The organism is Streptomyces sp. NPDC002476 (genome assembly GCF_042889785.1).
Classification (GTDB): domain Bacteria; phylum Actinomycetota; class Actinomycetes; order Streptomycetales; family Streptomycetaceae; genus Streptomyces.
The window spans coordinates 291,927-307,328 of sequence record NZ_JBIARH010000002.1 but is presented as its reverse complement, the minus strand read 5'-3'; the positions used below and the strand labels follow the sequence as shown (position 1 = coordinate 307,328).

The 15,402-nt window shown below is 73.5% G+C and carries 10 protein-coding genes; 2 read left to right on the top strand and 8 right to left on the bottom strand.

Features of this window, described 5'->3' with window-relative positions; genetic code table 11:
• The first annotated feature begins 30 nt into the window (after positions 1–30).
• Both ACFYXM_RS03235 and ACFYXM_RS03230 read left to right on the top strand, forming a co-directional pair.
• On the top strand, positions 31–1,692 hold the full coding sequence (locus ACFYXM_RS03235; RefSeq protein ID WP_389286349.1) for a cytochrome P450: 1,662 nt from the start codon (positions 31–33) through the stop codon (positions 1,690–1,692).
• A 109-nt stretch (positions 1,693–1,801) separates the two neighbouring features.
• Positions 1,802–3,148 (top strand): 6-phospho-beta-glucosidase, encoded by a 1,347-nt coding sequence (locus ACFYXM_RS03230; protein WP_389286347.1) that lies wholly within the window; start codon positions 1,802–1,804, stop codon positions 3,146–3,148.
• A gap of 408 nt (positions 3,149–3,556) precedes the next feature.
• On the opposite strand, the gene ACFYXM_RS03225 is transcribed toward ACFYXM_RS03230, so the two are convergent.
• The 8 genes from ACFYXM_RS03225 to ACFYXM_RS03190 form a co-directional block, all read right to left on the bottom strand.
• On the bottom strand, positions 3,557–5,599 hold the full coding sequence (locus tag ACFYXM_RS03225; protein WP_389286345.1) for a hypothetical protein: 2,043 nt from the start codon (positions 5,597–5,599) through the stop codon (positions 3,557–3,559).
• Entirely contained in the window at positions 5,596–6,951 is a 1,356-nt protein-coding gene (locus ACFYXM_RS03220; RefSeq protein WP_389286344.1) for a VWA domain-containing protein, read from the bottom strand. The genes ACFYXM_RS03225 and ACFYXM_RS03220 overlap by 4 nt, the downstream gene beginning before the upstream one ends.
• Positions 6,948–9,350: a DUF5682 family protein gene (locus tag ACFYXM_RS03215; protein ID WP_389286342.1), complete on the bottom strand. Its 2,403-nt coding sequence runs from the start codon at positions 9,348–9,350 to the stop codon at positions 6,948–6,950. Before ACFYXM_RS03215 ends, ACFYXM_RS03220 begins: the two co-directional genes overlap by 4 nt.
• Complete coding sequence (locus tag ACFYXM_RS03210) at positions 9,350–10,489, bottom strand: AAA family ATPase (protein ID WP_389286340.1); 1,140 nt, start codon at positions 10,487–10,489, stop codon at positions 9,350–9,352. The genes ACFYXM_RS03215 and ACFYXM_RS03210 overlap by 1 nt, the downstream gene beginning before the upstream one ends.
• Complete coding sequence (locus ACFYXM_RS03205) at positions 10,486–11,325, bottom strand: DUF4132 domain-containing protein (RefSeq protein ID WP_389286567.1); 840 nt, start codon at positions 11,323–11,325, stop codon at positions 10,486–10,488. Before ACFYXM_RS03205 ends, ACFYXM_RS03210 begins: the two co-directional genes overlap by 4 nt.
• Entirely contained in the window at positions 11,297–14,110 is a 2,814-nt protein-coding gene (locus tag ACFYXM_RS03200) for a WGR domain-containing protein (protein ID WP_389286339.1), read from the bottom strand. Before ACFYXM_RS03200 ends, ACFYXM_RS03205 begins: the two co-directional genes overlap by 29 nt.
• Positions 14,111–14,324: 214 nt before the next feature.
• Positions 14,325–14,765 carry a hypothetical protein gene (locus tag ACFYXM_RS03195; RefSeq protein WP_389286337.1) on the bottom strand — a complete coding sequence of 147 codons (441 nt, stop codon included), beginning with the start codon at positions 14,763–14,765 and terminating at the stop codon, positions 14,325–14,327.
• Positions 14,759–15,217, bottom strand: coding sequence for an ATP-binding protein (locus ACFYXM_RS03190; protein WP_389286335.1), 459 nt, complete (start codon positions 15,215–15,217; stop codon positions 14,759–14,761). Before ACFYXM_RS03190 ends, ACFYXM_RS03195 begins: the two co-directional genes overlap by 7 nt.
• Positions 15,218–15,402 lie beyond the last annotated feature (185 nt).

Below are 15,402 nucleotides of genomic sequence, written 5' to 3'. Positions count from 1 at the left end.
TTCTCGGGAATCCTGATCCCTGGAGCGATCGTGACAACCCCCTTCCACTACGAGCCCGGAGCGGCCCAGGGGCCGGTTCCGCCCCCCGAGTGCCCGGCCCACGGCCTCGGCATCGGCCCCGGCGGAATCCGCCGGTTCTACGGCCCGGAGGCCGAGCGGGACCCCCATGGGCTGTACGACAAGCTGCGCGCCGAACACGGCACCGTGGCACCCGTGCTGCTGCACGGGGACGTACCCGCCTGGCTGGTCCTCGGACACAGCGAGAACCTGCACATGACCCGTACGCCCTCGCAGTTCTCCCGGGACTCGCGGCGCTGGCGGGCCCTGCAGGACGGCACCGTCGCCCCGGACCACCCCCTGGCCCCGATCTTCACCTGGCAGCCGATCTGCGCGTTCGCCGACGGCGCCACCCATGAACGCCAGCGCGGCGCGGTCACCGACAGCATGGCGCGCATCGACACCCGCGGGGTGCGCCGCCACATCAACCGCTACAGCAACCGGCTCGTCAACGAGTTCTGCCAGGAAGGCCATGTCGACCTGGTCGGCCGGTTCGCCGAGCGGCTGCCGATGATGGTCATGTGCGCGGTCCTCGGCATGCCCGAGGAGTACAACGACCGGATGGTCCAGGCCGCCCGCGACATGATCCGGGGCACGGCGACCGCCGTCGCGAGCAATGCCTACGTCTCGGACGTGCTGACCCGGCTCGTCAAGCGCCGTCGGCGCGATCCCGCGGACGACTTCGCCACGTGGCTCGTCGAGCACCCCGCGGGGCTGAACGACCAGGAGGTCAGCGAACACCTCCGGCTGATCCTCATCGCCTCCTACGAGGCGACCGCCAACCTGATCGCCAACGTCCTCCGCATGGTGCTCACCGACCCCCGCTTCCGGGCCAGGCTGAGCGGCGGTCACATGACGGTGCCCGAGGCGGTCGAGCAGACGCTGTGGGACGAACCACCGTTCACCGCCGTCTTCGGCCGGTGGGCGGTCGGTGACACCGAACTGGGCGGCAAGCGGATCAGGGCGGGCGATGCCCTGATCGTCGGGATCGCGCCCGCCAACGCCGACCCGGTGGTGCGGCCCGAGCTCGGCGCCGACATGGTGGGCAACCGGGCCCATCTCGCGTTCAGCGGCGGCCCCCACGAGTGCCCCGGACAGGACATCGGGCGCGCCATCGCCGACGTCGGCGTCGACGCGCTGCTGATGCGGCTTCCCGACCTCGAACTCGCCGTGGACGAGAGCGAACTGCGGTGGATCGGGAACATCATGAGCCGGCACCTGGTGGAGCTCCCGGCGGACTTCGCCGCCCGCCCGCCCCAGGACGACAAGGAACCGCCGTCCATGGGCAAGCCGCACTCGCAACGCCAGGACTGGGAGGTGCAGACGACCGTCCGGCACACCGGTGCCACACCCGACCGTGACGCGGGCCGGACGCCGGTGGCCGCACCGGCACCCGCCTCGTCCTCCGGACCCGGCTCCGCTCCTTCGTCCCTCTCTGTCCCTTCCTCCGCTCCGGTCCGTTCGTCCGCTCCCGGGACGGGGGTGACGGACTCGACGGCGACGACGGCCGTCGACACGTCCCGGGACGCGCCCGCTCCCACCGGACCGGCGGCCGACCGGATCCCGGAGCAGCGCGGCGAGTCCGCCCCGGCGAGGCTGTGGCGTGTCGTCTCGCGGTGGTGGAGCGGCAACTGACCATGTGGTGCCCGGGAGGGCCGTCGGGGGACACGGGGCGCGGCCGTCCCCGGGCAGCGGGCCCGGCCCCGGGCCCGCCCCCGTCCCCGTCCCCGTACCATGCGGAAGCGTGAAGCTGACAATTCTGGGCGGCGGCGGATTCCGGGTTCCACTCGTCCACGGGGCGCTCCTCGCCGATCACGCCGAGGGCCGCGTCTCGGCGGTCACCCTCCACGACACGGACGCCGACCGGCTCGCCGCCGTCGCCCGGGTCCTTCGCGAACAGGCCGCGGACGTCCCCGACGCCCCCGTCGTCACCGCCACCACCGAGCTCGACGACGCCCTCCGGGGCGCGGACTTCGTCTTCTCCGCGATCCGCGTCGGCGGACTCGCGGGCCGGGCGGCCGACGAACGCGTCGCCCTCGACGAAGGCGTCCTCGGACAGGAGACGGTCGGCGCGGGCGGCATCGCGTACGGGCTGCGCACCGTTCCCGTCGCCGTCGACCTCGCCCAACGCATCGCACGGCTCGCCCCGGACGCCTGGGTCATCAACTTCACCAACCCGGCCGGACTGGTCACCGAGGCCATGGCCCGCCATCTGGGCGACCGCGTCATCGGCATCTGCGACTCCCCGGTGGGCCTCGGCCGGCGTCTGGCCCGGATCCTGGGCGCCGACCCCGACCGGGCCTGGATCGACTACGTCGGCCTCAACCACCTGGGCTGGGTCCGCGGCCTGCGCGTCGACGGGCGCGACGAGCTTCCGCGGCTGCTCGCGGATCCCGGACTCCTCGGCTCCTTCGAGGAGGGCAGGCTCTTCGGCGCCGACTGGATCCGGTCGCTGGGCGCCGTCCCCAATGAGTACCTGCACTACTACTACTTCAACCGGGAAGCCGTACGCGCCTACCGGGCGGCCGACCAGACCCGGGGCGCCTTCCTGCGCGAGCAGCAGGAGGGCTTCTACGCCCGTATGAAGGACCCGGACACTCCCGCCCTCACGGCGTGGAACCGCACCCGCGCCGAACGTGAGGCCACGTACATGTCGGAGAACCGGGAGGCCGCCGGGGCGGGTGAACGCGACGAGAGCGATCTGGACTCCGGCGGGTACGAGAAGGTGGCGCTCGCCCTCATGCGGGCCGTCGCCCGCAACGAACGGACCTCGCTCATCCTCAACGTCCGCAACCGCACGACGCTGTCCGTGTTCGACGCGGACGCCGTCATCGAGGTGCCCTGCCTGGTCGACGCGAGCGGAGCCCGCCCCGTCGCGGTCGACCCCCTCCCGTACCACGCCGTCGGCCTGGTCACCGCGGTCAAGGCCGTCGAGCGCGCCGTGCTCGAGGCGGCGGACAGCGGCTCGCGCGCCGCCGCCGTGAAGGCGTTCGCGCTGCACCCGCTGGTCGACTCGGTGACCGTCGCCGAACGACTCGTCGAGGGATATCTGAAGGTCCACCCCGGTCTCCGCTACCTCGACCGCCCTTAGGGCCTGTCTGGAGTTGTGATCTGGGCTCGCAGGGCGTGTCACGCACGCTCGCCGCATCGCCGAAACGCCCTAGTAGCTCCGCTACGAGGGCCTTCCGGCGTCTTGCGATCGCACGCACCACGCCCCGCTCCCTGATCCAGATCACAACTCCAGACAGGCCCTAGCTAGGGCTCCGGCGTCGAAGTACGAGGACGCTCCTCCGCCTCGCGGTCAATGGGGTCTCCCCTGTTCGAGTAAAGCCGAGAACTCGGGGAAGCGCAGGACGCCGCACGGCCCGGCCTCCGGCCGAACAACGGTATTTCGACGACACGGCCAAGGACCGTCCCGCGCCGTCCTGAGGGCTGTCCGGCCCCGCCCCGAGGCCTTTCGTCCCCGTCCCGGCGTGAGACGTCTTCGGGGCGCGGGCCGTCAACGTAGCGGACCGGGCACGAACTCCTGCCCGGACGAGCGGAGTTCGCTGCCGACCAGGAGATGGAGCTGTGCCTCCAGCCAGGCGTCGGCAGCGGCTTTGAGCCTTGTCCCGTCCGTCTCCGCCCCGCCGTCCAGCGCGTCGATGAAGGCGCGCACCAGTGCCGCCGCGCGGACCAGGCCGGTGCGCGACAGCGTTGTGGCGGTGCCCTCGATATGGGAGCGGGCAGGGACCGTCAGATGGCGCAGCCCGTTGTGCGGGACCGCCGAGAGCGCGGACAACGCCTCGTCCAGCGCAGCCGTCAGCGGATCGGACGGGCAGTGGGGCGCCGCCGCCAGGGCCGTGGAACCGTCGCCCGGTGCGAGATCCGGCACGATCACCCCGGCCGGGGTGAGCACCGCGATCGGATCGATCGTGACGCCCTCGGCGGTATGGTGCACCGCACCGCTCACATGCGTCGCGCCGTCCTCCAGGGCCGCCGCCAGGGCGTCCAGCGCCCCGGGGCATTCGGGCCGGTAGGCGGACGTCAGCAGTGCCGAGGCCCCCGAGACATCGCGCACGACGGCTTCGACACGCTGCTCGGCCGGGTCGTAACCGACGCTCTCCACCGCCGACAGCGCGATGACGTGGACCGAATCGGCCTGGACCCGAGGACGGATCAGCCGGGGCGGTCTTCCCGCCCAGCCCGCCGTCAGCGCGGACAGATCCCGTACGAGCAGAGGCTCGGGGAGCTCCTTCCAGGCCGTGCCGACCGGTGTCACCGTCGACGTGCCGAGCCTGCCGCGGTCGACGGTCAGCGCACGGCTCGCCGTGCGTCGCACGCTCTCGCTGACCAGGCTCCCAGTGGCCAGCGCGCCGAGCCCGGTGGCGAGGACACGGCGGGCGGCGAGCAGATGACCGGTGAGCTCCTTGCCCTCGGCGGCCGTCCACGTCTTGCGCAGGACCAGGACGGCAACCGCGCCGGGATGAGCGAAGTACACCTCGGAGACGAGGGCCCGGGGCGTGCCGTGGACACGGCAGCCGAGCGAGACGAGCCGGACCCGGCGCAGCGGGGTGTCCCCGGCCTCGCGGGTGCCCAGCACACCGGGCAGCGCGGCGGCCCGCCGTCGGGCGTGCACCTCGGTGAGCAGGGCGGCCACCGACTCCGGGCGGTAGTGTGCGTCGCGGTCGGCGTACGCGGTGAGCTGGTCCGCCAGATCGGCGAGCGCACCGGCAGGCCAGTGCAGCGACCGTGCCGCCAGATCGGCACCGGCCCGTGCCAGGGCCCCGCCGTGCACCGGCCCGAGATGCGCCACGCCTTCCATCAGCAGCTCGTCGGCCAGCCCGGCGGCCGTGTCCATCGCCGGTCCGGCGGACGGCGGGGCGGCGGGACGGCCACCGACCTGGACGGTCACGGACCGTTCCCCGGTTCCCGCCGCGTCGGCCGCCCGGAACGCCCATATCGCGAGGGCCAGCACCTCACCGCGCAGTGCGGGGGTCGCGTCCGTCAGCGCGTAGGCGATCTCGCCGGGGACGGGGAAACGCACCGTGCAGGTGGGAAGTTCGACCCGGGGCTCGGGGTGCTCCGGGGACGGGCGGTGCACCACGGCGGCGTAACCGCGGTCGAAGGAGCGACGGGCCGCGGCGAGCGGGCGGGCGCCGACCGCCGCCGCGAGCACCTCGTCGTCGGTGGCGCCCGGGGACCAGTCGGCGACCGAGGCGGAGGCCGCTTTCCCGCCGTCCGTGCGGTCCGCGCCGGACGCGGCCTCGCGCTGGTACGCCAGTACCAGGCCCACGAGATGACGGCACACCCCGGGCGCTGCGCAGCTGCACGTGCCGTTCTCCAGACCGGCGCCGGGCGGGAGGGCGGCGGCGGTGCCGTCCGGGAAGCGGGCCCGCAGCGTGGTGTCCGGGTCGGTCGTGAGGGCCGGTGCCGTGCCCGTGTCGAGCTCCTTCGTGGCCCGCTTGACCAGGCCGCGGTTGGCGAGCTGCGCGAGCGTGCCGGGGGTGAGGGCGAGCAGGTCGGGGCGTGCGGCCGGCGTGTCACGAGACGTTTCGCTCATCGGCCCAGCCTCTCGGCGACGAACTCCGCGAGATGGCCCGGAGTCATCGCCCCCACATGCGCCCCGGCCTCGGCGAGTCGCGCGGCCGTCCCCCGGTCGTAGTCGGGCTCGGCGTCCTCGTCGAGCGCGGCCAGCCCCAGGACGGTGGTGCCCTGCTCCACCAGTGACCGTACGGAACGCACCAACTGATAGGCGTCGCCGCCCTCGTAGAAGTCGGTGACCAGCGCGACGATGGTGCGCCGGGGATTCTCCACCAGCCCCGCGGCGTAGCGGACGGCACGCGCGATGTCGGTACCGCCGCCGAGCTGCACCCGCATCAGCAGTTCCACCGGGTCCGTCACGTCGGCGGTCAGGTCCACCACCTGGGTGTCGAAGGCGACCAGGTGCGTCTTGAGTCCGGGCAGGCCCCACAGGCACGCCGCGGTCACCGCCGAGTGGATCACCGAACCGGCCATCGAGCCCGACTGGTCGACCAGCAGGATCAGCTGCCACTGCGTCATATGGCGCCGGGTGCGGGAGTGGAAGTGGGCACGCTCGATGAGCAGGCGGCGTTCGGCCGGCTGGTAGTGGGCGAGGTTGGCCCGCACCGTGCGCCGGAAGTCGAAGTCCCGCGCCAGCGGCACCCGGCTGGGGGTGCGGGAACGGGTGCCGTGGAACGCCCGGCGGACCTCCGGCCGGAGCCTGGACAGCAGTTGCCGCACCACCGACTCGACGATACGCCGGGCCGCCCGCAGCACCTCGGGGTTCATCAGATGCTTGGTCCGCAGCACGGCCCGCAGCAGCGTCGGGCTCGGCTCGACCCGTTCCAGTACGGCGGGGTCGGTGACGATCTCCTGGATGCCGTACCGCTCGACGGCGTCCCGCTCCAGGCGTTCGACGGTCTCCTTCGGGAACAGCCGGTGGATGTCGTCGAGCCAGTCGACCGTGGTCAGGGCCGAGGGGCCGTTGCCTCCGGTGCGGGAGGTGACGCCGGAACGGCGCACACCGCGTCGGGCGAGGTCGGGGTCGCGGCCGTAGAGCCAGTCGAGCGCGGCGTCACGGCCGGCGCCACCGGGACTCAATGGGCCGGTGTGCTGTTCGGCAGCGGAGCCGAGCAGCAGCCGCCAGCGCTCCAGGCCCGCGTCGGGTGCCGTGCCGGAGGCAGCGTCCCCCTGCCGGGACCCCACCTCGGGGCCGGTCGCGGCAGCGGGCGCGGCAACGGGGCCGGTATCGGGGCCGGTATCGGGCCGGGGTGCCGCCTCGGGGCCCGCTCCGGCCGTGGGCATGCGTCCGGCGGTGGCCGTGGGTGTCGTCGGGCCGGGGACCGCCTCGACCGTGGGCGCCGGGTCGGGAGTGCGTTCGGGTGTGGTCATGGAGTGGCTCCCAGGTCGTAACGGGCCAGCAGCCGGGAAACGGACTCCTCCAGGGCGCGGGCCCGGGCGATCAACAGCGGGTCCTCGGTGGTCCGCAGCAGGGAGCGCGACGAACCGCGCACGCCCCGCCGTTCCAGCAGGCGAGCGGCGATCCGCTCGCGTTCGCGGGGCGGGAAGAACGTGAACGCCTGACGCAGCGCGGGGAGCCCCGCCAGGAACGCTTCCTCGGGCAACGCGCAGACCAGCCCGTCCAGCACGTCGAGCAGGGACTCCGCGTCTCGACCGGTCTCCTGGCCGTCCGCCGGAACCATCGCCCCCGCAGGCTCCGTCATCTCGTCCCGGGCGAGTGCGAACAGCCCGGCCAGCCAGTCGCCGAGCGCGTCCGTGCCCGCTCCCGCAACCGCACGCACCGCCCCGGCCGGATCCCCCGACGCGTTTGGGACCGGTGCCAGGGCCCGGTGCAGGCCGAACGCGGCCCCGCGCAGATCGAACGGTGCCTGCGGATCGCCACTGATCCGCCATGCCACCGAGACCACCGCCTCCGGGCGGAACGGGAGCAGCCGGTCCGCGTGCCGCACCGCGTCCCGGACAGCCGCCACGGCGCGCAGCCGCGGAAAGTCCACCCCCGGTCCGCCGCGTGCCCCTTCGAGGAGCCATACCAGGCGCTCCGTCGCCCGGTCGACGACCCCGGCGAGCAACGGCCCCCGCGCCACCCCGAACACCCGGTCGTGCCGCCACAGCCCCAGCGCCGTGGAGAGGATCTCCCCGAGCGCACCCGCGTCCTTCAACCCGCCCACACGGGAGGAGAGTTCACCGAGAAGCCGCTCCGAGAAGCCGTCCATTCCGCAGAGCACGGCATCGAACAGCGTCCGGGCCAGATCGTCCGCCCCGGACGCGGCACCACGGGTCCGCTCGGCGAGCGCCACCGCCGCGGCCTCCGCCGGCGTCGCCCCGTACGCACCCGCCTCCACCAGCGCGGCCTCGCGCCCGGCGACGGACCGCGACTCCCAGCGTTCCGTGAACACCGGGTCGATCCCGTGCTCGGGACCGGAGATCCGCCCGTGCCCGGGGATCCCCAGCACCCGCAGCCGGTGCAGCAGTCGGCTGCGTTCCAGATCGGTGGCGTCCGTGAGATCGAGCCGGTACGACGTCCCGGGCCCGCCGTCGAGCGACAGCGCCGCCAGCCGCGTCGCCACGTCGTGGACCAGGGGCGGCGCGGGGGTGCCGGGGTGCAGCCTGCCGATGCGGTCGCCACCGCACGCCGACACCATCTCGACGACCACGGGGTGCGCCCCCGCGCCCAGCGGGCCCCGGCTCGTCCACGGGAGCGGCCGGTCCAGATCGTCCGTGATCAGGGCGCCCGCGAGACCGTCCAGCACATCGATCCTGGCGGGGCGGGGATGGCCGCGCAGCGTGGTGAGCCCCTGCGCCAGACTCCGCGCGGCGATCAGATCGGAGGTGGACACCGGGACCCTGCGCGCCCGCAGCCGCTCGACGACCACGCGCAGCAGCTCCTCCGCCGCGGCCTCGGGGCCCGACTCCCACACCTGCTGGTAGTAGCCGGGTGACGGCATCCCCGACTGGTACCCGGCGAAGGCGTCCAACTGGCGGAAGGAGTACGGCACGAGGAAGCTCCCGGCCAGGGCCCCGTCCGGCGGGGCGGGCACCCGCGGCCACCCGTCGGCGTCGTGCTCCCACCCGTCCGTACCGTGCTCGCACACGCCGTCGCCGGTGCCGCCGCCGCTGCCGTGGGGCCGCCCGGTCCCGGTGAGCGCCCGGAGCGCGGGCTGGTGGAAACCGCCGGTCACCACCAGCACCGGCCGGTCCCCGGCCGCGGCGACCGCCGCCCGCACCCACGCCGCCATGTACGACTCGCGCGACCGGTCGCCCGCGTCGGCCTCCGCGTCACCGCGCACCAGAGCGAAGTACGCGTCGAGCCGCTGCGCGAGACCGTCGTCCGGTTCGACCTCGAACAGCCGGTCCCACAGGGCGTCCGGCGAGTCCACCGCGAAGTGCCGGCACAACCGGTCCGTCGCCTCCGCGTACCGTGCCTCGGCGTCGGCGTAGCGGTTGGTGCGCTCGGCGAACACCGGATGCCAGGCCGGAAGGTCGATGAAGCGGACCTCCGCACCGGCCGCCCGTCCCGCCCGCAGCGCGACCCACTCCGGCGAGTAGTCGCAGAGCGGGGCCCAGGACGTGGCCGCCCGGTCCTCGTCCCGGTAGTGGCTGAACACCGCGACCGGCAACTCGTGCCCGAGCAGCAGCTCGTCCAGCCGCCCGTTCATCTCCGCGGGACCCTCGACGAGCACATGGGCGGGGCGGAGCTCGTCGATGGTCCGCCCCACGAGCCGGGCGCAGGCGGGGGAGTGGTGCCGCACCCCCAGGAACACCGCGGACATCAGTCGGCCAGCAGATGACGCGCGTCGTACAGGGCCTGCCATGCCGGGCCGCGCCGACGAGGCACCTGCTGCTCCAGGTAGCGGCGCAGCCGGGCCAGGTCCTCCGGGCTGTCCTTGGCCGCCGTCCCCGCCAGGCACGCCACCACATCGGCGGCACTGCCCGGCTCGCCACGCAGGAACCAGCCGCGCACCCCCACGGCATGGGCGACCGACACGGCCTCCGCCGTGCTCATCACCGCCGAGGGGCGGTCCGCGCCCGCACCGGGCCCGCCCTGCCCACCGGCCCCGCTCCGCAGCTCCCGGAACGTGGCGACCAGGACCTTCAGCACGTCGTGGTCCGGCGGGGGTTCCACCCCGGACCGCCGGAGCAGGGCCGTCGCCTCCGCCTCGACGAGCGCCAGTTCGGTGTCCAGGTCGGGAATCGGGAACACCGTCTCGAAGTTGAACCGCCGCTTGAGCGCGGCACTCATCTCGTTGACGCCGCGGTCCCGGGTGTTGGCGGTCGCGATGACGTTGAACCCCTGCCGGGCGAAGACCATGCCGTCCGGACCCGCCAGTTCGGGGATCGCCACCACCCGTTCGGACAGCAGCGACAGCAACGAGTCCTGCACCTCCAGCGGACAGCGCGTGATCTCCTCGAACCGCACCAGCCTGCCCTCGGCCATGCCGCGCAGCATCGGAGCGGGCACCAGCGACCGCGTGGAGGGACCCTCGGCGACCAGCAGCGCGTAGTTCCAGCCGTACTTGATCTGGTCCTCCGTGGTGGCCGCACCGCCCTGCACCGTCAGCGTGGAGTCCCCGCTGACCGCGGCCGCGATCAGCTCGGAGAGCAGGGACTTGGCCGTGCCCGGCTCCCCGACCAGCATCAGGCCGCGACTCGTCGCCAGTGTCACCAGCGCCCGGTCCACGAGCGAGGGATTGCCGACGAACTTCCGGCTGATGCCCGCGTCCGCGTCGCCGACGACGAAGCGGCGCGCCGCGCGCAGGCTCAACTCCCAGCCGGGCGGCCGGGGATCGCGGTCCTTCGCCCGCAGCGCGGCGAGTTCGTCCGCGTACCGCACCTCGGCCGGGGGCCGCTGCACCCGCCCGGCCGTGTCGTCCGCCGCCCCGCCGGGCCGCTGTTCGTTCCGTACGGTCATGACGCGGCGCCCTCGGTGAGTTCGGTCAGGTCGGCGAGGAGTTCCGACACGGTCACCGGGTCCAGCCCGGAGAAGCGGAGCGGGTGCTCGTGCCTGGACCAGTGGTCCTGGGGGCGGGTGTCGAGCCATACCGTTTCGAGGGTCTGGTCGGGGAACATGTCGACCACCCCGACCGCGATGCCGGTGTCGAGAGCGATCACCAGGTAGCGGTTGTCGCCCAGCCGCTTGGAGATCCAGCGTTCCACCCCGGCGTCCTGCGGCACGCCCCGCTCCCAGCCGCGCCGCTCCAGTCCGAGGACCTTTCCGGTCGGCACCTTCAGGCCCTCGAAGCGGGTGAGCCGGTAGCCCTCGCGCTCCTCGTCGGACAGCGCGAGCACGGCGCGGCCGAGCTGCGGGAACGGCTGGAGGATCTCGTAGTCGGCGAACAGCTCGGACCAGGCGGCCAGCTCGCCGCCCAGCCGGACCGGGTGCGCCAGCCGCACCGCCGCGTCCTCGGCCAGTTCGAAGACCTCGTCCTCCACGTCGGCGAACGTGCGGTCCTCCGCGACGCGGAACGCGGTGCGCGCCCCGTCGTCCGTCTCGCTCAGCCACACGAGTCGGCGCACCAGGTGCCAGAGCAGCGGATGGGCGACGAACAGTTCCCGGAACTCCTGGGCCGTCCAGGAGCGCCCGGTCACCATCGCCGCCTCCAGCCGGCGCACCTGGTCCGACGCGATCGTCCGGACGTCCTTCTTGAGCGCCATGAACCGCTTGCGTTCCGCCGGGGCGAGCTCCGCGTCGTCCCGGGCGCCCGGCTTGGGCAGATCCTTACGGCGCTTGCCGTCCCCGTCCAGCACGTACGGCCGCAGCTGCTCGTCGAAACCGACCGTGAACGTCCGCGAGCCGTAGTCGACGACGGTCGAACCGTCCTCGTCCAGGCCGAGGTCCGGCACCAGGCGGTCGGAGAGCTGTTCCCCGGTCAGCCCGAGTCCGGCCGCGACCTCGGCGATCTTCTCCTGGGCTCTGGCCTTCAGTCCCTTGAACTTCACCCGCTGCGCGATCGCGTGCAGATGCAGCAGCGCGACGTCGCTGCCGATCGTCGCCAGGACGTCCAAGCCCTCCACGGCCCGGTGGTGGGCGCCCGCACCGGGCCAGGTCCGGATGACCGGAGTGAGCCTGCGTACCGTCTCGTCGTCGCCCAGCAGCCCCAGCGCGTGCAGCACCCACGACTCCTTCGCGGGCATGTTGGCCAGCTGCCACTGCTCGAACAGGGCCCAGGCGAACCTGGCGAGCGTCGCGGGTTCGGCCGTCTCGACGAGCGGGCCGACACCCGGGTACACGTCGCCGGACTTGGACAGCGCCAGTGCCGTCAGCGCGTGGCGCACCGACGGCCGAGGCAGCGCACCGCCGGACCGCACCAGGATCTGGGGCAGCAGCGCGGGTTCCGCCCATGCCGGGAGCGCGGGCATCTTGGCGGGCAGTGCCCGCTCCAGCGGATCCGCGGTCAGCAGCCCCTCCACCGCGGCCAGCGCCTCGGGGCCGTACCCCCCCGGCGGCCTCGCGCACCGCCTCGTCGCCGTGCAGCGAGGAGATCAGCGTCAGCGCCTGCTCGGCGGCGCGCCGGGCGGGGCCGGCCTTGCCCACGGCGTCGGGCACCAGGAGCGGGGCGGCGACCGCGCCGTGCCGGGCGAACCAGGAACGTGCCGTCGCCGCCACGGACTTGAGGCGCACCGCCCAGTCCGCCATGTGGCGGGCGACGCCCACGTCGACGAACGGGAGCAGCACCGGTGCGAGAGAGGCGGGCTGGCGGGGAGCGGCGCGCAGCAGCAGCGGCAGAGCGGCGAGGCCGAAGCGGGCCGCGATCGGCTTGAAGGTGTCCTCGGCATCCCACAGGTCGGTCGGATCCCACGTGGCGAGATACGGGGCGACCAGCTCCTCGGGTCCGTGGACGTAGAGCCAGGCCGAGGAGAGATGGTCTCCGCGCAGGTCGTGCTGGACGGCGGGGTCGTTCACGTCCCATCCCGCCCACCGGCCGCCGGTGCGCTCGGTCGTGTACCAGGACGTGGTGGCGGCCCAGGCCTCCCGTTCGCCGGGCAGCCACTCGACCGAGGGCGCGGACTCGGCGGTCAGACCGGTCACGACCAGGGGCTTGGCCTTGACGCGGGGGCGGGACCAGGGCGGCGTCGTCAGGACCTCCGGGAGCGCGTCGGCGGGGGCGTCGGGGACCAGACCCACCGGGTTCAGCAGCGGCTCCACGACCTCGACGACCTCGGCGTCCAGACCGCCGAGCGCGAGGGACACCACCTCGCGGCAGGTCGCGAGGTGGCCCCGGATCAGCTGCCGCGTCCGGTCGGCCGCCGAGCCCGAGGCATTCCGCGACGCGTGGGCCAGCAGGCGCGTGGCCCGTACCGGACAGCGGCGCATGGCTTCGAGGAGGGCCGGGCGCACATGCCGCAGGTCCGCGTGCGCCAGCAGAGCGAGGAACGCCTCGTCGGTGGGGATCTCGGCCAGGGACTCGGCGGCGGCCTTCACCGCGTCCGCGTAGTGGGCCCCGTCCTTGAGCTGATCGGCCAGCAGCGGGGCGACGGCCGTTCCGATGCCCTCGGCCAGCGTCGCGACGAGCGCCGCGTTGTAGGCGAGGGGCGGCCGGCGGGTGAACCCCGTCACCTGGTCGCCGGAGTACAGCGAGGAGAACAGCATCGTCAGCAGGCTGTCGTCGTGCTCGTCCAGCACCTGGGGATCGGCACACAGCTCGTCGACCCAGTCCGTCTCGCTCGGCACCAGATAGGAGACGGAGACCTTGCGGACGGCGTCGGTACGGCGGTCGGCCAGCGCCGCGACCGCCGCGCGGTAGGTGTCCTCGTCCGCGGCGGCGAGGAGTGCGCGCACCCGGTCCGTCACCGGCCTGCGGTTCCGCATCCAGTACGCGTGATGGGGGCGGGCGAGCGCCTGCAGCTTCGGCAGCGTCCGCGAACGGCCGGACTGCTGCCACGTCGCCTCGACCGAGGGCATTTCGGCGGCCGCGCACGCGGCGAACGGCAGCCCGTACCGCTCGGTCCACAGGTGCGCCCAGGCGGAGTCGGGCACGGACAGCGGGACGATCGAGGTCAGCAGGGCCGCGCCGACCGGGCTCGGGCTCCCCGCGACATGGGCTCGCAGCTGGTCGGCCAGCCCGGGGTCCGAGTCGGGGGAGTCGATGAACCGCTGGATCCAGGACGCCTGCTCCGTGACGTCCGCGTCGATCTTCTCGAACGTCCCCGGCGCGACCCCGCTCGGCACCCTGGGGCATCCGCCGCGCCGGGGAAGGAGGATGCTCTTCCACGTGGCGGGCAGTGTGAAGGTGTCCTCGTCCGGCAGGACCGGCGGCTTCGCGGCGGGGGGCGTGTCCGGCGCCGCCGGGGCGTCTCCCGCCGCCGGTGCGGCGGGCACGTCCGAGGGGGCCACCTCGCGATACCCCTTCTTCTCCTTCTCCGCGATCGCCTTGAGGACCTGCTCCGCGGCGGCCTCGGCCGACGCGTACTCCTTCGTCTGCGTACGGCCGTTACTTCCGCAGCGTCCGTAACGCACCGTCACCACGGCGCCCTCGGCTCCGGTCTCCCAGAATTTCGACGCGGTGCCCTCGACATATTCCCAGCGGCGCACGAGTCCGCCCCCCTCACACCTGGACAACCCGCGCTCCGACGGGTTCTCGATCAGTGGTGCCACAGTAGAACGGACCACTGACAACGCAGCGTGACCAGGGTGTCCGTTCGGTGAAACCGCAGGTCGACCCGGGTGCGAGGGGGACCGGGGGCCACTGGACGACGCGGCGGACCGGCACCGGGGCCGCGGACCGGCCGCGCCGGGAAGCGGGGCGTCAGGGAGCGGAGACCGCGCGTGCGCCACCCGACGGCGCCCACGACGGGGGCACGCCCATTACCTGGCAGACCATCAGGAAGAGGGGGATGGGCGGGGTGTACGGCGTGTGGTTGTCCGGCCGGTGGATCAGCCTCGGCCGGTCCGCCGGAACCCGCGCCCCGCGCACGTAGACGGTCTGCACGGGCCAGTCCAGATCCAGGTCGGAGCCCGCGGGCACGATCCACCACCACAGGTCCGTGTCCGCGAAGACGCAGCCGGTGCGTGGCAGGTGGGACAGCAGCCGGACGCCGTAGCGCGCCGGCACGCCCACGGCGTCGCAGCCCAGGGTTGCCGAGAACGCGGGCGGCAGCGGAAGCCGCACCGTCTCCGCCCCGGCGGGGGGCCCGGAGTCGTGGAGCCGGCGTGCCCTGCGCAGATGCGACATCGCGTTCCTCAGCACGAGCGCTCCGATCCGTGCGGCAGCTCTGCCCACACGATGCGGCCCGAGCCGAACTCCGCGTAGCGGGAACCCCACGTACTGCACATCGCGTCGACGAGCAGCAGTCCGCGTCCGTGTTCGCCGGAGGCGGTACGGCACAGCTTCGGCCCGCCGGACTGGAACCCCTGGTCCTGCACGGCTATGCGCAGTCGTCTGCCGAGGCATCGCAGCTCGCACACGACGCGGGCGCTCCTGGTGTGCACCACCGCGTTGGTGACCAGCTCCGAGACGATCAGGACCGCAGCCTCGTACGCGTCGTCGTCCAGCCGCCACTCGTCGAACCGGGCCCGTGCCAGCTGCCGCGCGCCGGCCACGGACTCCGGGTGTGCCGGCAGCGCGAAGCAGTACCGGAGCGCTTCCGTCCCGGGGCTGAGGTCCATGAGCCGGGGGATGAGCGCACTGCCAGGTGTCACAACCATTCCTCACAGTGGGGGCTGCGTCACGCTCCGCGATCGCACACGAGTGACCACGGCCGTGACTATGTGAACTGGTTCCCTCAACAACTCTCCCCCTGTCCGGAACACTTGGCAAGAGGCACTCTGAAAATTTCAGAGTGACTGTGTCACGGGGTCCCGCTCGTGGCACACTGCTGCCAAAC